Here is a 20,290-nt window from a genome sequence, read left to right as displayed (position 1 = left end):
ACCACAGTGGACAAATCATCGGTCAGGGCGGTGGGCTGGGCTCGGTCCCTGCCGATGAACAGCGATGTGAAGACGGCACGGGACTGGTCACGCGAACGCCTGCGCACACTCGGCTGGACCGTCAGCGCTCCCCAGACGGTGGACGCGGTGCTGCTGACCGTTTCGGAACTGGTCACCAACGCCCATGTCCACGCCCACAGCAGCGCACAGCTGGTGATGACGTGGGACACGCGCTGCCTGCACGTCGCCGTCCATGACGCCTCCACCGACCTGCCCGCACCCCGGCCCCCAAGCACCGACCAGGTCGGCGGGCGGGGCATGCTGCTCGTCGAGGCCCTCGCCGACAGCTGGGAAGCCCGCCCCTGCCCCTACGGCAAGACCGTCGTCGCCTGCTTCCGGCCGCCAGCCACGACTGAGCACGGCGGTAAGCGGACCTAAGACAGGCGGCGATCGTCCGGGCCCGCGCGGGACGGCCACACCGGCATCCTCCGGGCGCAGCACGCCCTTCCTGCTACTCGATCAGCGCATCCGCGAGGATGATCACCAGGCCGATCAGCATGTCCAGGAACCCGGCGCGGCACGCCGACAGCCGGCCGAGCCCGGCGGCGCGCGCCGCTGAGACACCCAGGCCGAAGAGGGAGACGGTGTTGAACAGCAGGGCCGTGTCCGCAGCCGTGTCCTCTGCCCACCACCCGGCCATCGCGGCAAGCAGCATCGCCACGGTCGGCAGCACCGCGGCGACCAGCGGCCACTCGGCGAGTACCGCCCGCAGCCTGCCCGGTCCTGCCGTGCCGCCGACGGACGCGCGCTGGGCGATGACATGCGCGTACCCGTGGGCGGCGCCCGACGTCAGCGCGGTGAGAAGTACCCACAGCGCGTCCTGACCGGGATTGGCTCCCTCGCCCGGAACGTCCAGCGCGGCCACCAGGGCACTGGCCAGCACCAGACCGTAGATTCCCCTGAACAGCCACCGCTCCGGCCGGTGCCGCAGCATTCCCCTCGGCGTGGCGTTCTCGGCGTGGGCGGGGTGGGCGCGGTCGGACATCGCATCGCCTCGGTGCGAGAGGAGGAGTCGGTCACCCCATGCTCACCCGTGGGGCGTCGGGAGGCACGACGCCACGCGCGTGCGCCTACCCGGGACCGCGCTGGAGGATCACCCGCGCCGCGCCGCTCACCCGCCCGGCCCGGGATCCGGCCGGACGACGCGGGCGACGCCGGCCCTGGCCGCTTCCAGCTGGGCGGCGAACGCGATACCGAGGAAGAGGGCGACGGCCGTGAGATTCGCCCACAACAACAGAGCGATGAACGCGGTCAGCGGCCCGTACACGGCGCCGAAAGCACCGCTCCGCTCGACATACAGGGCCAGCAGGCCGGTGGCCGACACCCACAGGATCAGATGCACCGCCGAGCCGAAGGCCAGCCATGTGTAACCCGGTTGGACCCGCCTCGGTGACCACCGGAAGATCACCGCCGAGGCCACCCACGCCAGCGCGAGGCCCACCGGCACGTCCAGCACGTCCCACCACAGCGGCCCGCCGTGCCGTCCGCCGGAGAAGTCCGCCACGGCCTCCCCCACGGCCTCACCCGCGACGAGGACGACGAACCCCAGCACCAGGGGCAGACCGGCGGCGAAGGCGAGCACCAGCGCGCGTCCGTACTTGCGCAGCGGCGGGCGGTCCCGTTCGATGCCGTAGATCCGATTGGCGCCGCGTTCGATCTGACCCATGGCGGAGGCGAGATTCAGCAACGCGAAGCCCAGGCCCAGCCACAGAGCGAGCGCGCCCCACACGTCACCGTCCCCGGTACGCCGGGTGGAGTCGAACACCTCCCCCACCACCCCTTCGCTGGCCCCGGGTACGATCCGGCTCAGCGTCAGTTCGATGACCCGGCCCACCCCTTCCGTGTGGACCGACGTCGCCAGCCCGACCAGCGCCACCAGACACGGGACCAGTCCCAGCACCACCTGGAACGCCAGCGCCCGCGCGTTGGTGAACCCGTCCGCGTAACGGAACCGCGCGACGGAGTCGGTCAGCAACCGCAGCCCGCCGTACCGGCGCAGAGCGGTGTACGCCTCGTCGCCGGAAAGTTCCTCTCCGATCATGTCCCTGGTCTGCGGGACGTGCACAGCGGTGCCCACCGCGCCCCCTCGTGTCGAACCACTCCTGCCCTGTGCGGATGCCCCGCCGACGCCCTTCTGTGCACGTCTCCTGCGTCCGGGGGCCGGACGGTCCCGGACCGGAGGGAGCTGCGAGGAGTACGAGCGGGTCAGGCGAGCCAGTCGGTGTACCGGGTGGGGGCCGGGTGGGTCGTCGGCGAGGACCTTCAGCGCAGCGGGCCGGTCGGTCGGTCCGGTCCGCTGCGACAGGGCGCCCGAGCACACGGAGCCGAGCCTCGGCGCCTCCGGTGACGTCAGGCGGCGCAGTCCGGGCAGATACCGCGGTACGTCACTTCGACTTCGGAGACCGTGAAGCCGAAGGACCGGGACGGCGGGAGGTCGGCGAGAGGGTCGCCCGTCGGGCGCACGTCGCGGATCGAACCGCAGCGGGAGCACAGCAGGTGATGGTGGGGGCGATGCGCGTTCGGGTCGTAGCGCTTGGCGCGGCCGTCGGTCGAAACCTCGACGACCTCGCCCCGGTGCACGAGTTCGCGCAGGGTGTTGTAGACGGTCGCCCGGGAGATCTCGGGCAGTCGGTCCGCGGCGCGGGCGTGCACCTCGTCGGCGGTCAGGTGAACGTGCTCTCCGTCGAGGACCTCGGCGATCACGCGCCGCTGCGCGGTGAGGCGCCAGCCGCGTTCGCGAAGGCGGTCCAGGAGATCACTCATGCGCGACACCCTAACAGGAACTGATGCCAACTCAAGAGCCGATATGCATCTAGATGACACCTTGCCTTAGACCGCGTCCAATGTAGGGTGGCGGCAGACGTGCGCGGGGTCCTCCCGCCCCCGGACCGCCGGCCGACCGGACCGCCGGCCGACCGGGGCCGCCAGGCCTTGAGCGCACGCAGAATCACGAGGAGCAAGCCTTGCCTGAGAACAACCAGAAGCCGCTGACGACGGTTGCCGGTGCACCGGTTCCCGACAACCAGAACTCCATGACGGCCGGCCCGCGCGGCCCGATGCTCCTGCAGGACGTGTGGTTCCTCGAGAAGCTGGCCCACTTCGACCGCGAGGTCATTCCGGAGCGCCGGATGCACGCCAAGGGCTCGGGCGCGTTCGGCACGTTCACGGTGACGCACGACATCACGCGGTACACGAGTGCGAAGATCTTCTCCGAGGTCGGCAAGCAGACTTCACTGTTCGCCCGGTTCTCCACGGTGGCGGGTGAGCGCGGCGCAGCCGACGCCGAGCGCGACATCCGCGGTTTCGCCCTGAAGTTCTACACGGACGAGGGCAACTGGGACCTGGTCGGGAACAACACCCCGGTGTTCTTCTTCCGCGATCCGCTGAAGTTCCCGGACCTCAACCACGCGGTGAAGCGCGACCCGCGCACCAACCTCCGCAGCCCGGAGAACAACTGGGACTTCTGGACCAACCTTCCCGAGGCCCTGCACCAGGTCACGATCGTGATGTCCGAGCGCGGCATCCCGGCCTCGTACCGGCACATGCACGGCTTCGGCTCGCACACCTACAGCCTGGTCAACGCCGAGGGCGAGCGGTTCTGGGTCAAGTTCCACCACCGCACCCAGCAGGGCGTCAAGAACCTCACCGACGCGGAGGCCGAGGCCCTTGTCGGCAAGGACCGCGAGTCGCACCAGCGCGACCTCTTCGACGCGATCGAGAGCGGCGACTTCCCCAAGTGGAAGCTGTTCATCCAGGTCATGCCGGAGGCCGACGCGGAGAACTACCGCTTCCACCCCTTCGACCTCACCAAGGTCTGGTCCAAGAAGGACTACCCGCTGATCGAGGTCGGCGAGTGGGAACTCAACCGCAACCCCGCGAACTACTTCGCGGACGTCGAGCAGGCCGCCTTCACCCCGGCCAACGTGGTCCCGGGCATCGGCTTCTCCCCCGACAGGATGCTGCAGGGCCGGCTCTTCTCCTACGGCGACGCCCAGCGCTACCGCCTCGGCGTCAACCACCACCAGATCCCCGTCAACGCCCCGAAGAACCCGGTGAACTCCTACCACCGCGACGGCGGCATGCGCGTCGACGGCAACCAGGGGGCCGCTCCGGGCATCGAGCCCAACTCCTACGGGCGCTGGCAGGAACAGCCCGCCTACCGCGAACCGCGCCAGGCCGTGGGTGCCTTCGCCGACCGGTTCGACTACCGCGAGGACGACGACAACTACTTCGAGCAGCCCGGCAACCTGTTCCGGCTCATGAGCCCCGAGCAGCGGAAGGTCCTCTTCGAGAACACCGCACGCGCCATCAACGGCGCCTCCGAGCAGACCGTCGAGCGGCACATCGGCAACTGCTCCCAGGCCGACCCGGCCTACGGCGAAGGCGTCCGCAAGGCGATCGAGGCCCTGGCCGCCGGCAAGCTCTGACCCGGCCGGGAAGACACACGGTACGCCCGCGCCGTGCCCGGCGTGCGCATGTGATGCGCCCACGCAGGGGCGGGCGCGGGCGTACCGCCACGGAGACTCTCATGTGCATGCAGAACAGCGGTGGACTGACGGCTGAGCAGACGGAGCGGGTGGTGGCCATCGCCATGGACCTGGCCCGCGAGGGCGGCACCGAGCAGTTGGCGGAGTTCGTGGAGCACGGGCTGCCCGTGGACGTACGCGATCCGGCGGGCAACACCCTCCTCATGCTCGCCGCCTACCACGGTCATGCCGACACCGTGCGGACCCTGGTCGGGCTCGGCGCCGACGCGGATCTCCGCAACGACCGTGACCAGTCCCCCATCGCCGGTGCTCTGTTCAAGGGTGCCGACGACGTGGTGACCGTACTGCGCGACGCCGGCGCGGATCTGGACGCCGGTACGCCGAGCGCGCGGGCCGCCGCGTCCGCGTTCGGCCGGGAGCATCTGCTCGCCAGCTGATCCGACGGCGTCCCGTGCTCCGGCCGCAGCCCGCCGTTCGTGCTGTACGGCGCCGGCAGGATCGGCTGCTCCCCGGGCGGGTGGGCCGAGCGCAACCGCGACCTCGTCGATCCCGGCGCGGGGGATTTCGGCCTCCGGCCGCACGTGGCCTGAACCATGGGCACGAAAACGCTCGTGACGGGGTGTCCGGGGCAATCACCTCGGGCGGTTCGGGGGCCGGTGGCGTGAAGCCGTCGTTGGGCGGTTCTTCACCTGATGGATCAACTCTCAAAGGTTGACCACGAATTAGACACATCCCCTCTACATACCCGTCCCGATGGTCTAGATTGACCGTGCTTCAGCGGTGCGGGCACGAGGCGATCACTAATGATCTTCTGGTCCGGCACTGGGAAAAGCCGGCAGCCGCGTTCCGGCGCAGGACGGTGGGGGTGATCAATTCCTGGAGCGCGTGAGGGGGACTCGGGTGCGGGGAGCATCCGGCATTGCGAAGCCGCGAAACAGCCCGATCATCGTGTGCGCGAAGGCGGGGGCCTCGCACGGGAGAGGGACAGCGCGGCGCGGGAGGCGGGGGCCTTCCGCAGGGGAGGAACAGTGCTAGGCGAACACGTCGAACCACTGGGGACCTGGGGGGTTCTGTGCGGCAAGGGGGATTGGTCAGCCCGTTTCCGTCGACGCGCGGGCACGTGGCGGACGGGGCTGTCAGCCGGCCCGCGGTCGACTGGGAACAGCGGTACCGCCGTACCGTGATCACCGGCGATACCGTGACCACCGCTTTCGTGGTGGCGGGGATCGGCAATTTCTTCGGGGTCCGGGACGCGGCCAACTGGCACGAGAAATGGGGCATTCTCGCATTCGGCACCGAACTCCTGGTGCTGGGAGCGCTCGCGGTGAGCCGGTCGTGGTCCCCGGCGGTACTCGGCCAGGGCGCCGAGGAATTCCGCCGGCTCGGACGCTCGCTGTTCATGGCGACCGTCGTACTGGCGCTCGGCGGAATCGCCCTCACCTCGCGCAACATCAAACTCTGGATCTTCGTAGCCGTCCCCGCGATCGCGATCGTCACCATGATCACGCGGTATCTGCTGCGTCTGCGACTGCACAGACAGCGCAAGGAAGGGCGGTGCCTGAGACCGGTGCTCGCTGCCGGGAGCCCGGCCACCGTGCGCGATCTGATCACCCGGACCCGAAGATTCCCGCACCTCGGCTGGCGGGTGGACGCGGTGTGCACGGATGCTCCCGGGCTCGACGGTGACGAACTGGACGGAGTGCCGATAGTCGGCCCGCTGACGGACGTCGCCGACCACGTCAGCCGCGACGGCTACCGGGTCGTCGCGGTCACACCGGACCCGCACTGGTCACCGCACCGGCTGCAGCGGCTGGCCTGGAACCTCGAAGGCAGCGACGCCGAGATGGTCGTGGCGCCCGTACTGATGGAGGTGGCCGGTCCCCGGCTGCACGTCGACGCGGTGCTCGGGATCCCGCTGCTGCGGGTCAGTATGCCGGCCTTCACCGGGGGGCGCCGGGCGGTCAAGGCGGTCGTCGACCGGATGGGCGCGGCGGTCCTGCTGACGGTGTTCGCCCCGCTGATGGCGCTCGTCGCACTGCTCGTCCTGGTGGACAGCCGGGGTGGGGCGTTCTACCGCCAGCGCCGGGTCGGCAAGGACGGCCGCGAGTTCACCATCCTCAAGTTCCGCACCATGGTCGCCGGGGCCGACGGGGCGCGGGCCGCGCTGGCCGACCGCAACGAGGGCGCGGGGCTGCTGTTCAAGCTCCGCCAGGATCCGCGGGTGACCCGGGTGGGAGCGGTTCTGCGCCGGTATTCCGTCGACGAGCTCCCGCAGCTGTTCAACGTGCTCACCGGATCGATGTCGCTCGTCGGTCCGCGGCCGCCGCTGCCGGAGGAGTCCGCGGCGTACGGCCCGGACATCCGGCGGCGGCTGCTGGTCAAGCCGGGACTCACCGGCCTGTGGCAGATCAGTGGACGCAGCGACCTGCCGTGGGACGAGGCGGTCCGGCTCGACCTGCGGTACGTGGAGGACTGGTCGCTCGCCCTGGACACGGTGATCCTGTGGAAGACGCTGCGCGCGGTGGTCCACGGGCAGGGGGCCTACTGATGCGCGACGGTCGTCGGACCGGCGCGCGGACCGCAGGCCGCCAGGGCCTGCCTGGGGGGAGGAACGGGTCATGAGGGTCAGCGTTTTCGGCCTCGGATACGTGGGCTGTGTGTCGGCCGCGTGCCTGGCCGGCATGGGGCACGAGGTCATCGGGGTGGACGTCAACCAGGTGAAGGTCGACCTGGTCAACGACGGCAAGGCCCCGGTGGTCGAGGAGCGGATCGGCGAGCTGATCGCCGAGGTGGTGGCGACCGGAGCCCTGCGCGCCACCGGTGACGTCCGCGAGGCGATCATGGCCAGCGAGGTGTCGCTGGTCTGCGTGGGCACGCCGTCGGAGCCCAACGGCAGCCTGTGCACCACCTACTTGGAACGGGTCACCGAGGAGATCGGCGCCGCGCTGGCCGAGCGGGATGGGCGGCACACCGTGGTGTTCCGCAGCACCATGCTCCCGGGTACCTGCCTGGACCTGCTGGTCCCGATCCTGGAGAAGTACGTCGGCGGCACGGCCGGGGTGGACTTCGGGGTCGCGGTCAACCCGGAGTTCCTGCGCGAGGGGACGAGCGTGCGGGACTTCTTCGACCCGCCCAAGACCGTGATCGGCGAACTCGGCCCCGCGAGCGGCGACGCGGTGCTGGCGCTGTACGACAGCCTGCCCGGTGAGGTGTTCCGGGTGCCGGTCTCGACGGCCGAGGCGATCAAGTACGCGGACAACGCGTTCCACGGCCTGAAGATCGGCTTCGCGAACGAGCTGGGCGCGGTGTGCCAGGCGCTAGGTGTGGACTCGCACCAGGTGATCGACGTCTTCCTGGCCGACCGCAAGCTCAACATCAGCCCCGCCTACCTGCGGCCCGGCTTCGCCTTCGGTGGCTCCTGCCTGCCCAAGGACCTGCGCAGCCTGGTCCACGCGGCGCAGCGGGCCGACGTGTCGGTGCCCATCCTCGCCCATGTGCTGCCCTCCAACTCCGCCCATCTGCAGCGCGCGGTGGAGCTGGTCGAGCGCACCGGGAAGCGCCGGGTGGGGCTGTTCGGCCTGTCCTTCAAACCCGGCACCGACGACCTCCGCGAGAGCCCCCTCGTCGAGCTGGCGGAGAGGCTCTTCGGCAAGGGTTACGACCTGCGGATCCACGATGCCAACGTGAGCCTGTCCCGGCTCCTCGGCGCCAACCGCGAGTACGTCGAGACCCGGCTGCCGCACCTCGCGCAACTGCTCGCGGACTCCGTCGACGAGGTGTTGGAGCACGCCGAGGTGTGCCTGGTCGGGACCAGGGACCCGGCCGTGCTGGCGGCGCTGCCGCACGGCGACGGCCCGATGCTGATCGACCTCATCCACCTTCCCGACGCGGACGCGCGCCGGGCCGAACCGGGGTACGTGGGCCTTGCCTGGTGACGCGTCGTTCAGTGACACAGCCGACGGTGAGCGGCCGGGCCGGCGTGCGCTGATCCTGGTGGAGAACCTGTCGGTGCCCTTCGACCGGCGGGTGTGGCAGGAGTGCACGACGCTGCGCGACGCGGGCTGGGAGGTGCACGTCATCTGTCCCCGGGGCGGCAAGCGTGACTCGGAGCCGGAGGCGGTGATCGACGGGGTGCGGATCCACCGCTACCCGTTGCGCGCGGCCACCGGAGGGCCGGCCGGCTATCTGCGGGAGTACGGCGCGGCGTTGTGGCACACGGCCCGGCTGGCCCGCAAGGTGGGCCCGGTCGACGTCGTCCACGCCTGCAACCCGCCCGACCTGCTGTTCCTGCCCGCACTGTGGCTGAAGCGGAGTGGCGCGCGGTTCGTCTTCGACCAGCACGACCTGATACCCGAGCTGTACCTCTCCCGGTTCGGCCGCGGCAAGGACCTGCTCTACCGCGGCGTGTGCGCGCTGGAACGGATGACCTACCGGGCCGCGGACGTCGTGCTCGCCACGAACGAGAGCTACCGGGACGTCGCGATACGCCGTGGCGGCCGGCGTCCGGCGGATGTCTTCGTGGTGCGCAGCGCGCCCGCCACCGACCGGTTCCAGCCGGTGCCGCCCGAACCGGAGTTGAAGCAGGGCAAGCCTCATCTCCTGTGCTACCTGGGCGTCATGGGCCCTCAGGACGGTGTGGACTACGCCCTGCGGGCCCTGGCGAAGCTGCGCGACGAACTCGGGCGGACGGACTGGCACGCGGTGTTCATCGGTTCCGGCGACGCCCATGACGCGATGGTGGAGCTGTCCCGGACGCTCGGGCTGGAGAAGCAGGTGCGGTTCACCGGACGCGTCCCGGACGCCGACCTGGTACGCCACCTGTCCACCGCGGACGTGTGCCTCTCCCCCGACCCCCGCAACCCGCTCAACGACGTGTCGACCATGAACAAGGTCCTCGAGTACATGGCGATGGGCCGGCCGATCGTCTCCTTCGACCTCCGGGAGGCGCGGGTCTCCGCCGGTGACGCCGCCGTCTACGCGCCCGCCAACGACGAGGCCGCGTTCGCTGGGCTCGTCGCGCAGCTGCTGGACGATCCGGAGCAGCGGGCCCGGATGGGCCGGATCGGCCAGGAGCGGATCAACGGGCAGCTTTCCTGGCGGAACTCGCAAGCGTCACTGCTCGCCGCCTACGCCGCCGCCTGCCGTGACCACACACCGGCGTCGGCGAGGGGCCCGGTCAGAGCGGGGAGGAGGCCGCGCCGTTGAGCGACGACACGATACGCCTGGTCACGATCGGGCGGATTCTCCGGCGGCGTCGGCGGTTCCTCGCCGTCCTCGCGGTGGTCGGCGCCCTCGTCGGCTACGGCGCCTCGGTGCTGTTCCCACCGCGGTACACGGCGTCGGCATCGGTCCTGCTGCCGGGGCAGTGGGAGGAGCGCGAACTGCTGACCCAGGTGGAGATAGCGACCAGTTCCGCGGTGGTCGACCGCGCGGCCGACACGCTGCGCTGGAGCGGGGTCAGCGACAGCGAGCTGCGCGAGCGGGTGGGCGCCGAGGCCGCCGACGGGAACATCATCAAGATCTCGGGCACGGCCGACAGCCCGGAACGCGCACAGCGGCTCTCCGACGAAGTGGCGCAGCAGTTCGTCACGTTCGCGGCCCGGGTCGCGGGCGGTGGCACCGATCCCGACACGGCGGCGGGTCCCGAGGCACTGCGGCAGCAGGTGACGCGGACCAACCGTCGCATCACCGACCTGGCCGACGCGGCCGATCCCGGGCGGACCGTCGAGAGCGTGCAGGGCCGCACCGAACTGGAGAAGCTGCGCACCGCACTGCAGGAGGCCATGCAGAAGCTGGACGAGGCCGACCCGGCGAACAACCAGGCCGGCATGGTCGTCATGGGCCCGGCGGCCCGGCCGACCGGTCAGGCGCCGCCGACGAGGATGCAGCTCGTCGTCGGCGGGGCGCTGCTGTTCTTCGTACTCGCGGTCGTCGGCCATCTCGCCGCCGCACGGGTGAACCGGCGGCTGCGCTCCGAAGCGGAGATCGCCGCGGCCCTGGGCTCGGCGCTGCTGGGTGCCGTCGACGTATCCGAGGAACGTCCCGCGGCGCGGCCCGAAGTCCGCGGCGCGCGGGCCCGGGCCCGCCGGCTGCTGGGCGTCGACACCCGGTGGGACCTCCCGAGTCCGCAGGCGTCCGGCGACGAGACCGGACGGCGGATCCGCTACCGGCGGGCGTGCGCCCGCCTCCGGGACCGGCTGCCGGCCCCCCGGCGACTGCTCGTCGTCGTACCGGACGGCGACGGGACCGCACGCCGGGCCGCCGAACGGCTCGCCGCCGAGGCCGGGGGCGACGCGCTGCTGCGGGTCGTGGACATCCCGGTGTCCCGGCCGATGGTGCCGGACCGCGGCACCGAGAACGGTGCCCTGGTCGTGCTCAGTACGGGCAGCCGGACCGCGGAGGAGCTCGCCGCCATCGCCGGGGCCTGCGCGGACGGCGGGCACCAGGTCGTCGGCGTCGTCGTCGCCGAAGCGGTCCGGGACCGGCCGACGCGGTCTGCCGGACGATCTCCGCGGAAGGCCACTGCGGCGGCCGCGGTTCCCGACCACGCGACGGGAGGTTCCGCGTGACGACGAGCGAGACTTCACAGTCGTCGGCCTCCGTTCCGCTCCTCGACCTGCAGTCGCTGGTGGTGGCGGTGCGCAGACGCCGCCGTCTCTGGGGTTCCCTGGCCCTGCTGGGCCTGCTGGCCGGCGCGGCGGTGGCGGTGCTGCTGCCGCCACCGCCGGCCGCGGTCGCCAAGGTGCTGGTCGCGCACAAGGGCGACCAGCCGAACGACACCGGAACGCTGATCCGCACCGACGTCGAGCTGCTGGACACCACGCGGATCGCCGTCAAGGCCCTCGGGTCCCTCGGCTCCCGGGAGGACCCGGAGGACTTCATGCGGGACTACCGGGGCACCGGCCTGACCAACAACCTGCTGCGGATCGACGTGACGGGCGACAGCGAGGCGGAGGCGGTGGCCCGGGCCAGGGCACTGGCCGAGGCGTTCGTCTCGGACCATGTGCGACGGATGCGGGAGGCCGCGGAGGCCGAGGCGGACTCCCTGCTCGACCAGCGTGACCGCATGCGCGACGAGCTCGCCGAGGTCAACAAGGCGATCGGTGACCGGTCGCCGGACAGCGACCCGAAGGCGTCGGCGAGCATGGAGTCGCTCTTCGCGCGCCGGGCCGAGCTGGACTCGCGGATCGCCGAGTTCGACCAGCGCGCGGCGGAGGCGCGCACGGGCACGCCCGAGGTCGTGTCCGGCACGCGGATCGTGGACGCCCCGCACGCCGTGCGGCACTCCCTGCCCCGGGCCGTCGGCACCGACGCCGCGATCGGCCTCGCTCTCGGGCTCGTCCTCGGGCTCTCGCTGGCCGCGGTCGGCGCGGTGGTCGCGGACCGGCCCGTGCTGCGCCGGGAGATCGCGGCGAATCTGGGCGCCTCCGTCGTCGCGGAACTGCGCCGGGTGCCCCGCCGGTCGGGCGGCCCCTGGCGGAGCCGGGCCGCACGCGAACGGCTCACCGGGACCCTGGCCCGCGCCGTGCGCGGCTCCGCCGAACCGGTGTCGCTGCTGGAACTGGGCTGTGCGCGCGGCACCAGCCTGATCGCGCTGGACGTCGCCGGGGCACTGGCCTCGGACGGGCCGGTGGTCGTCGTCGACGGTCTGCCCGGCCCGGAGCTGGCCCGCGGCCGCCGGAAGCCCGGAGGTCCGGCCGTGCTCAGCGCCGAGGACGCCGCGGCCGAGCCGCCCGGGGTGCGCCGGGTCGGCGTCGGCTCGGTCGCGCCCGGCACGGCGTGGATCGACCTCCGGCACCTCGGCGGCCGTACCGTGCTCGTCGTGCGCGCCGGGCACGGCACCACCGCGTGGCTGCACACCGTGGCGCGACAGCTCGCGGACCAGCGCATCGCGGTGCTCGGCGTGGTGCTGATCGACCCCGATCCGCGTGACCGGACCGACGGCACGCTGTGGGACGGGCCGCGCACCGCACTGCGCGGCCACGACGAGCGGCCGAGCCGGCACAACGGGAAGAGCCGGGTCCGGGCGGAGCGGCCGTGGATGCCGGCCGCACGGGTGCCGGACAGCGATCAGGAGGCGCGGTAGCACATGTGTGGCATCGCAGGCACGTACCGCTGGCCGGACGGCAAGGCCGTGACCGACCGGCTCACCGATGTGCTGGCCCACCGCGGCCCGGACGGGGCGGGCCGGTACAGCCACCCCGCCGGCGAGGGCGAGGTACACCTCGGGCACCGCCGGCTGGCCGTCATCGACCTGTCCGAGGCCGGCGCCCAGCCGATGGTCTCGGACGGCCTCGCCCTGTCGTACAACGGCGAGCTGTACAACGCGCCCGAACTGCGTGCCGAGCTGGTGGGCGCCGGGGTGCGCTTTCGCGGTACCTCCGACACCGAGGTACTGCTCAAGGCCTGGCGCCGCTGGGGCACGGACTGCCTGCCCAGGCTGCGCGGCATGTTCGCGTTCGCGGTCTTCGACGAGCGCACCGGGGAACTGGTGCTCGCCCGCGACCAGCTCGGCGTCAAGCCGCTGTTCCTGCTCCGGCGCGGCGAGGGTCTGGTGTTCGCCTCCGAGCTCAAGGCGCTGGCCGCCGTGACCGGCGGGTCGCTGGAGGTCGACCACGCGGCGCTGGTGGCCTCGCTGCTGTACTACTGGGTGCCGGACTCACGGTGCGCGTTCCGCGAGGCGGAGAAACTGCCGCCGGGGAGCTGGCTGCGGTGCCGGCCCGACGGCCGGGTGGAGCGCGGCCGGTACTGGAACCTGAAGGACGTCGCGGCCGAGGGCGGGGAGCGGGCCCGGGACGGCGAGCAGCCCGATCTGGCCGCCGTCGTCGAGGAGTCGACCAGACGGCACCTGCTCTCCGACGTACCCGTGGCGACCTTCCTCTCCGGGGGGCTCGACTCCAGCTACCTGACCGCGCTGGCGGCCCGCCACCGGCCCGGGATCTCCGCCTACACGATCGGGTTCCGCGCCGAGGACGCCAGGTTCGAGGCGATGCCGGACGACCTGCGCTACGCCCGGCAGGTGGCCGAGCGGTTCGGCGTCGACCTGCACGAGATCGAGATCGCCCCCGACGTGCTCGACCTGCTGCCGCGGATGACGTACCACCTGGACGAGCCGATCGGCGACCCCGCCGCGATCAACACGTTCCTGATCTGCTCGGCCGCCCGGGAGGCCGGGGTCAAGGTGATGCTCTCGGGGATGGGGGCCGACGAGCTGTTCGCCGGTTACCGCAAGCACCTGGCCAACCTGCTCGCGCTGCGCTACCAGCGCGTTCCGCGGCCCCTGCGGCGCGGCCTGTCCCGGGCGGTGGACCGGTTGCCGGTCGCCACGGCCCGCCGGGGGTACCGGTCGGTGCGCTTCGCGAAGCGGTTCCTCTCCTTCGCCGAACTGCCGGAGGAGACCGCGTTCCGGCGCAGCTACACCATGTACGACCGGGACGAGCTGCTCGCCCTGCTCGATCCGGACCTGGCCCCGGCGGTCGACGACGTGCTGACCGAGCACGCGGACGTCTACCAGGACAACGACCTCGACGACTTCGTCAACCGCATGTGCCTGGGCGACGCCCGGATGTTCCTGCCGGGCCTCAACCTCGCCTACACGGACCGGTCGAGCATGGCCGCGTCGACCGAGGTGCGGGTGCCGTACGTGGACGTCGAGGTGGTGCGGGCGGCGTTCGCGGTGCCCGGTGACCGCAAGATCGTCGGACGGCAGGGCAAGGCCGTCCTCAAGGAGGCGGCCGCCTCGGTCCTGCCGCGGGAGATCGTGTACCGGCCCAAGGGTCTGTTCAGCGCCCCGCTGCGGGCCTGGATGAGCCGGGACCTGGCCCCGCTGGTGCGTGAGGTGGTCAACGAGGGCGAGCTCGTCCGGTCCGGGTTCCTGCGCCGCGACGCGCTGCGGCGGCTCGTCGCCGAGGACGCCGCCGGGCACCGGGACTTCTCCAAACATCTGTGGCACGTGCTGACCCTCGAGTACTGGTATCGCGGCGCGACCTCCGGGGCCGGCCAGAACCCTTCGTCGACGGCGTGAGCCCCCACCGGCATAGAGACAAGAGGACTTCGGGTGAAACAGGTTGTGCAGAACTACAAGAGCGGCGAGCTGGCGCTGCTCGACGTGCCGGTGCCGGGCTGCAAGCCGGGCGGTGTGCTGGTGCGGACCGCCTACTCGCTGATCTCGACCGGGACCGAGCTCATGAAGGTGTCCGAGGCCGGCATGTCGATGGTGGGCAAGGCGCGTTCCCGGCCGGACCAGGTGGCCAAGGTCGTGCAGAGCGTGGCCGCCAACGGGGTGCCCGCCACCTACCGCAAGGTGATGGGCAAGCTGGACTCCTACACGCCGCTGGGCTACTCGCTGTGCGGGGTGGTCGAGCAGGTCGGCGCCGGGATCGACGACGTGAAGGTCGGCGACCTCGTGGCCTGTGCCGGCAACGAGCACGCGCTGCACGCCGAGCTGAACTGGGTACCGAGGAACCTCTACGCCCGGGTGCCCGACGGCCTCGCACCGCGGCACGCCGCCTTCGGCACTGTCGGGTCGATCGCGCTGCAGGGCGTCCGGCAGGGCGAGTCACGGCTCGGCGAGGTGGCTCTGGTCATCGGTCTCGGGCTGATCGGGCAGCTGGTGGTGCAGCTGCTCGCCGCCTCGGGGGTCCGAGTCGTCGGGGCCGATCCCGACCCGGCGCGCTGTGAGCTCGCCGAGCGTTTGGGCGCGGCGGCCTGCGGTGATCCCGAGTCCGCGGCCGTGGAGAGTGCCGTCGCCGAACTCACCGACGGGCACGGCGTGGACCAGGTGTACCTGGCCGCCGGCGGCGGCACGAACCAGCCCGTGGAGCTGGCCGCGCGGCTGTGCCGGGACCGCGGCCGGGTCGTGGACATCGGCAAGTGCCGTCTGGACCTGCCGTGGAACGCGTACTACGAGAAGGAGCTCGACGTCCGGTTCTCCCGCAGTTACGGCCCCGGGCGCTACGACCCGGAGTACGAGATCGAGGGGCGGGACTACCCGATCGGCTACGTGCGCTGGACCGAGCGCCGCAATCTGGCGTGCTTCCTCGACCTCGTCGCCCGCGGCCGCGTCGACGTGCGGCCCCTGGTCTCCCACACTGCCGACTTCGACGACGCCGTCGAGACGTACCAGCGCCTCAAGGACGGCGGTCTGAAGGCCGTGGCCGTGCTGTTCCGGTACTCCGGGCAGGCGGAGGAAACGGGACCGCCTCCGACGGTGACGGTGCCAGCGGTGCGGCGCGACGGAAAGGCGTCCGCCCCGGCCCGGGCCGCGAGGACGCCGGTGCGTCTCGCGTTCGTCGGCGCGGGGAACTACGCGACGTCGATGCTGCTGCCGCACCTGGCACAGCGCGAGGGCGTCGAGCTGTCGACGGTCGTCACCACGACGGCGCTGTCCGCGGCCAACGCTCAGCGCAAGTTCGGCTTCGCCGGGGCGACCACCGATCTCGACGCCGTGCTCGGCGACCCGTCCGTCGACGCGGTGTTCGTGGTCACCCGCCACAGCTCGCACGCCGAACTGACCCGGCGGGCGCTGCTGGCCGGCAAGGCGGTGTTCGTGGAGAAGCCGCTGGCGCTCACCGGGGACGAACTGGCCGGTGTGCTCGCGGCGGTGGAGGAGTCGGGCAACGACCGGCTGCAGGTGGGCTTCAACCGCCGGTTCGCGCCGCTGCTCCAGGAGGCCAGGAAGCGGTTCGGCGCCCGCACCGGGCCGGCGAGCGTGCGCTACCTGGTCAACGCGGGCCGGCTCGACCACGGCAGCTGGTACCTCCGGCAGGGCACCGAGGGCTCGCGGTTCGTCGGCGAGGGCGGGCACTTCATCGACACGGCGAGCCGGCTGCTGGAGGCAGACCCGGTCTCGGTGTACGCGGTCGCCTCGTCCGGCGACGAGGACCTGCAGGTCGTGCTGCGCTACCCGGACGGGTCCACCGCCACCATCAGCTACGTCACCACCGGTGCGGCCGGCTTCCCCAAGGAGACGCTGGACCTGGTCGCGGACGGCAAGGTGCTGCGGCTCGACGACTTCGTCCGTGCCTCCGTCCACGACGGCCGCCGCAAGCGGTGGGTCAGCTCGCGGTTGCCCAAGGCCCGGGACAAGGGCCAGTCCGCCGAACTGGCCGCGTTCGTCGGGGCGGTGCGCACCGGCGGGCCGATGCCGGTGCCGCTGGAGTCGCTGGCCGCCACGACGGCGGCCACCCTCGCCGTGCGGACCGCCCTGTCCGGCGGCGTGCCGGTGACGCTGGCGGAGGCGCGATGACCTTGAGTGCGGGCTGGTATCTGCGGCGGTTGTCCCGGATGGGACCGCGGGAGGTCGGCGGCCGGGCGGGCGACGCGGTGCGCAGGCGGCGGTGGCGGTCGGCGCGCCCGGACAGCCCCCGCGTGACCGGCGCCCGGTTCACCGCGGTACTGCCCGCCGGGACACTCGCCGCGGTGCCACCGGACGCCGCGAAACGGCTCGTCGCCGAGGCGGACCGCCTGATGGCCGGGCACGCCGAGTACTTCGGCGTGCTCCGCGACGACCTGGTGGACCCGGACTGGTGGTACGACCCGAAGACCGGGCGCCGGGCCCCGTGGGGCCACGCCTTCGACGTGCCGTACCGCGACGAGGACGCGGTCGGGGACATCAAGCAGATCTGGGAGCTGTCCCGGCATCAGTACCTCACCGTGCTCGCCGCCGCCTACGCGGTCACCCGAAACGAGCGGTACGCCGAGCGCGTGGCCGCGCACCTGCGGTCGTGGTGGACGTCCAACGCGCCGCTGCGCGGAGTGCACTGGACGAGCGGCATCGAGCTGGGGATCCGGCTGCTGTCCTGGGTGTGGATCCGCCGGCTGCTCGACGGCTGGCCGGGCGCGGCCGCCCTGTTCGAGGACAACCCGGCCGCGCTGAACCAGATCTGGCACCACCAGCACTGGCTGGCCGCCTTCCCCAGCCGGGGGTCGTCGGCGAACAACCACGTCATCGCCGAGGCAGCCGGGCAGTTCGCCGCGGCCAGCGCGTTCGGGTGGTTCCCCTCTTCGGCGCGCTGGCGGGCCGACGCGCTGCGGTCGCTGGAGCGTCACCTGCGCGGCAACACCTTCGTCTCCGGCCTCAACCGCGAGCTGGCCACCGAGTACCACGGGCTGGTGCTGGAACTAGGGCTGGCGGCGGTCGCGGAGGCGGATGCGGCGGGTGTGCCGGTCCCCGCGTCGATCCGGCTGGTGCTGCTGCGGATGACCGACGCGCTCGCGGCCGTGGTGGACGACCGGTTGCGGCCGCCCCGCCAGGGGGACGCCGACGACGGGCACGGTCTGGTCGTGGACGGCGCTGGCACCGACCGCTGGGGCTCGCTGCTGGCCACCGGCGACGCCGTGTTCGGGTCCCTCGCCTGGTGGCCGACGGTGACCGGCACCGATGTGCGCACCTGGCTGCTGGCCGCGCTCATCCGGCCGTACGCGAAGACGGGAACGGCACCGGCCGTGGCCCGCCCGGCGAGCCGGCCGGCCCACTTCGCCGACGCGGGACTGACTCTTCTGCGCGGTCCGGCGGGGATCTGGTGCCGCTGCGACGGCGGTCCGCACGGCTTCCTGTCCATCGCCGCGCACGCCCACGCGGACGCGCTGTCCGTGGAGGTCCGGCACGACGGGGTCGACGTGCTCGCCGACCCGGGGACCTTCTGCTACCACGGGCAGCCCGTGTGGCGGCAGTACTTCCGGTCGACCCTCGGCCACAACACCCTGCAGTTGGACGGCGAGGACCAGTCCGTCTCCGGCGGCCCGTTCCTGTGGACCCGGCACGCCCGCAGCCGGGTGCTGACCGTGGACACGTCCGACAAGGGGGTGCCCCGCTGGTGCGCCGAGCACGACGGGTACGGGCGGGCCGTGCACCGCCGCCGGGTGGAACTGACGGCGGCGAGCCGGGAGCTGAGGATCGTAGACCAGGTCCGCGGCGACCGCCGGACCGTGCGCCTGGCCTTCCACCTCGGCCCGGCGATCACCGCGGACCTGGCGGGGGGCCGGGCGGTGCTCACCTGGGCCCGGGGCGGTGAGGAACGCTCCGCGGTACTGGACCTGCCCGGGCAGCTGTCCTGGCAGGCGCATCGCGGCGAGAGCGACCCGCCGCTGGGCTGGTACTCCCCCGGCTTCGGGCGCAAGGAGCCCGCCACCACGCTGATCGGCACCGGCACGGCCGACGGCGTCGCGGAGTTCACCACCGTGCTCGGGTTCCGCGGCTAGGAAGGGGGGAGGACGGGTGGGGATCAAGGGGCGGCACCGGGCATGGCCTGCGGCACCGCTGGCGCTGGCCCTGCTGGCGGCCGGCTGCGACGGCAGCGGCACGCCGGACGCGCGGCCGAAACCGACCGCCGCGCCGTCCACGTCGGTGGCCCGGGTGTGTGCCGAGCCCGCGGCGGGGCCGGCGAAGGCTCCGGCTGGCGCGGTGACGGTCGATCCCGCGGTCGTCGGCGACCTGGCCGCGAAGACCAGGAGCAGCCCCGCGAACACCACGTTCTGGCTGCGTCCGGGCAAGCACCGCCTCGATGCCGACCGTTACGCCCAGGTCGTCCCCAAGGAGGGGAACAGCTACCTCGGCGCGCCGGGCGCGGTGCTGGACGGCCGCGAGACCAACCAGTACGCGTTCGGCGGCAGTGCCCGCGACGTCACCATCGGCCACCTGACCGTGCAGGGTTTCGTCGCGCCGCACGACGAGGGTGTGGTCAACCACGACTCCGCCGACGGGTGGGTGATCGAGCACGCGACGATCCAGGACAACTCCGGCGCCGGGCTGATGGCCGGCGCCCGCCAGCAGGTCCGCGCCAGCTGTCTGCGCGGCAACGGGCAGTACGGCATGAACGCCTACAAGGCCGACGACTCGCTCACCGGTCTGGTGGTCGAGGGCAACGAGATCGTGGGCAACAACACCGACGGCTGGGAGCGGAAACGGCCGGGTTGCGGCTGCACCGGAGGCGTCAAGTTCTGGGCCGTCGACGGCGCCGACATCCGCGGCAACTGGGTGCACGACAACCGCGGCACCGGGTTGTGGGCGGACACCAACAACAACGACTTCCGCATCGAGGACAACGTGCTGGAGGCCAACGACGGTGCCGCGCTGATCTACGAGACCAGCTACAACGCGGTCATCCGCGAGAACACGATCCGGCGGAACAACTGGGTCGAGGGCCGCAGGTACGCCGACCGCGGTGACGACTTCCCGTTCGCGACCGTCTACCTGTCCGAGTCCGGCGGCGAACCACGCGTCCGGGCCCGCACGGACAGGATCGAGGTCTACCGGAACGTGCTGGAGAACAACTGGTCCGGCATCACCTTGTGGGAGAACGCGGACCGGTTCTGCAACAGCCCGGCCAACACCTCGTCCGGCGACTGCACACTGCTGGTGGAGAACACCGGCCGCTGCGCGCAGCCGGCGATCGCCACCGCGCCGCTCTACGCCGACTGCCGGTGGAAGACCCAGCGGGTGGACATCCACGACAACCGCTTCGTGCTGGACAAGTCCGTCGTCGGCTGCACGGTGAAGTGCGACCGCATGGCGGTGCTGGCCAACTACGGCACCTACCCGGACTGGTCGCCCTACCAGGGCGAGCGGGTCGCCGAGGCGATCACCCGCGAGCAGCACAACCGCTGGCACGACAACGTCTATCGCGGACCGTGGGCCTTCGTCGCCCACGACCCGAGCCGGGTGCTCGACTTCGGCCAGTGGCAGGGCGCCCCGTACCGGCAGGACGCGGGCAGCACCCTCCGCGCACGGGACGGTGGTTGAG

General features: G+C 72.1%; 15 protein-coding genes. 12 read left to right on the top strand and 3 right to left on the bottom strand.

Translation table 11 applies throughout. The annotated features are described in order from the left end of the window. Positions 1-6: 6 nt before the first annotated feature. On the top strand, positions 7-438 hold the full coding sequence (locus ACGFYH_RS24560) for an ATP-binding protein (RefSeq protein ID WP_393805316.1): 432 nt from the start codon (positions 7-9) through the stop codon (positions 436-438). Between the two features lie 73 nt (positions 439-511). On the opposite strand, the gene ACGFYH_RS24555 is transcribed toward ACGFYH_RS24560, so the two are convergent. The 3 genes from ACGFYH_RS24555 to ACGFYH_RS24545 form a co-directional block, all read right to left on the bottom strand. Next, complete coding sequence (locus ACGFYH_RS24555; RefSeq protein WP_393805315.1) at positions 512-1,045, bottom strand: hypothetical protein; 534 nt, start codon at positions 1,043-1,045, stop codon at positions 512-514. A gap of 126 nt (positions 1,046-1,171) precedes the next feature. After that, positions 1,172-2,137 (bottom strand): YihY/virulence factor BrkB family protein, encoded by a 966-nt coding sequence (locus tag ACGFYH_RS24550; protein WP_393805314.1) that lies wholly within the window; start codon positions 2,135-2,137, stop codon positions 1,172-1,174. A gap of 272 nt (positions 2,138-2,409) precedes the next feature. Further along, on the bottom strand, positions 2,410-2,823 hold the full coding sequence (locus ACGFYH_RS24545; protein ID WP_393805313.1) for a Fur family transcriptional regulator: 414 nt from the start codon (positions 2,821-2,823) through the stop codon (positions 2,410-2,412). A gap of 200 nt (positions 2,824-3,023) precedes the next feature. Here ACGFYH_RS24545 and ACGFYH_RS24540 point away from each other — a divergent pair, with 200 nt between their 5' ends. The 11 genes from ACGFYH_RS24540 to ACGFYH_RS24490 all read left to right on the top strand — a co-directional run bounded on the left by ACGFYH_RS24540 (position 3,024) and on the right by ACGFYH_RS24490 (position 20,289). Beyond that, positions 3,024-4,487 (top strand): catalase, encoded by a 1,464-nt coding sequence (locus tag ACGFYH_RS24540; protein ID WP_393805312.1) that lies wholly within the window; start codon positions 3,024-3,026, stop codon positions 4,485-4,487. Positions 4,488-4,588: 101 nt separating this feature from the next. Further along, positions 4,589-4,984, top strand: a complete 396-nt coding sequence (locus ACGFYH_RS24535; RefSeq protein ID WP_393805311.1) for an ankyrin repeat domain-containing protein — start codon at positions 4,589-4,591, stop codon at positions 4,982-4,984. A 635-nt stretch (positions 4,985-5,619) separates the two neighbouring features. Beyond that, positions 5,620-7,095 (top strand): sugar transferase, encoded by a 1,476-nt coding sequence (locus tag ACGFYH_RS24530; protein ID WP_393805310.1) that lies wholly within the window; start codon positions 5,620-5,622, stop codon positions 7,093-7,095. A 70-nt stretch (positions 7,096-7,165) separates the two neighbouring features. Beyond that, positions 7,166-8,482, top strand: coding sequence for a nucleotide sugar dehydrogenase (locus tag ACGFYH_RS24525; RefSeq protein ID WP_393805309.1), 1,317 nt, complete (start codon positions 7,166-7,168; stop codon positions 8,480-8,482). Next, positions 8,472-9,752, top strand: a complete 1,281-nt coding sequence (locus ACGFYH_RS24520) for a glycosyltransferase family 4 protein (protein WP_393805308.1) — start codon at positions 8,472-8,474, stop codon at positions 9,750-9,752. The genes ACGFYH_RS24525 and ACGFYH_RS24520 overlap by 11 nt, the downstream gene beginning before the upstream one ends. Further along, complete coding sequence (locus ACGFYH_RS24515) at positions 9,749-11,116, top strand: Wzz/FepE/Etk N-terminal domain-containing protein (protein ID WP_393805307.1); 1,368 nt, start codon at positions 9,749-9,751, stop codon at positions 11,114-11,116. The genes ACGFYH_RS24520 and ACGFYH_RS24515 overlap by 4 nt, the downstream gene beginning before the upstream one ends. Next, positions 11,113-12,633, top strand: a complete 1,521-nt coding sequence (locus ACGFYH_RS24510; protein WP_393805306.1) for a Wzz/FepE/Etk N-terminal domain-containing protein — start codon at positions 11,113-11,115, stop codon at positions 12,631-12,633. The genes ACGFYH_RS24515 and ACGFYH_RS24510 overlap by 4 nt, the downstream gene beginning before the upstream one ends. A 3-nt stretch (positions 12,634-12,636) precedes the next feature. Next, positions 12,637-14,571, top strand: coding sequence for an asparagine synthase (glutamine-hydrolyzing) (gene asnB / locus ACGFYH_RS24505; protein WP_393805305.1), 1,935 nt, complete (start codon positions 12,637-12,639; stop codon positions 14,569-14,571). 33 nt (positions 14,572-14,604) lie between these two features. Next, entirely contained in the window at positions 14,605-16,794 is a 2,190-nt protein-coding gene (locus tag ACGFYH_RS24500; RefSeq protein WP_393805304.1) for a bi-domain-containing oxidoreductase, read from the top strand. Continuing rightward, entirely contained in the window at positions 16,791-18,749 is a 1,959-nt protein-coding gene (locus ACGFYH_RS24495) for an alginate lyase family protein (RefSeq protein ID WP_393805303.1), read from the top strand. Before ACGFYH_RS24500 ends, ACGFYH_RS24495 begins: the two co-directional genes overlap by 4 nt. 16 nt (positions 18,750-18,765) lie before the next feature. Then, complete coding sequence (locus ACGFYH_RS24490; protein ID WP_393805302.1) at positions 18,766-20,289, top strand: right-handed parallel beta-helix repeat-containing protein; 1,524 nt, start codon at positions 18,766-18,768, stop codon at positions 20,287-20,289. Position 20,290: the final 1 nt, after the last annotated feature.

The sequence above is a fragment of the Streptomyces sp. NPDC048392 genome, from assembly GCF_043200575.1.
Lineage (GTDB): Bacteria > Actinomycetota > Actinomycetes > Streptomycetales > Streptomycetaceae > Streptomyces.
The sequence above is the reverse complement of the archived record's forward strand: the minus strand, read 5'-3'. Positions and strand labels throughout refer to the sequence as shown.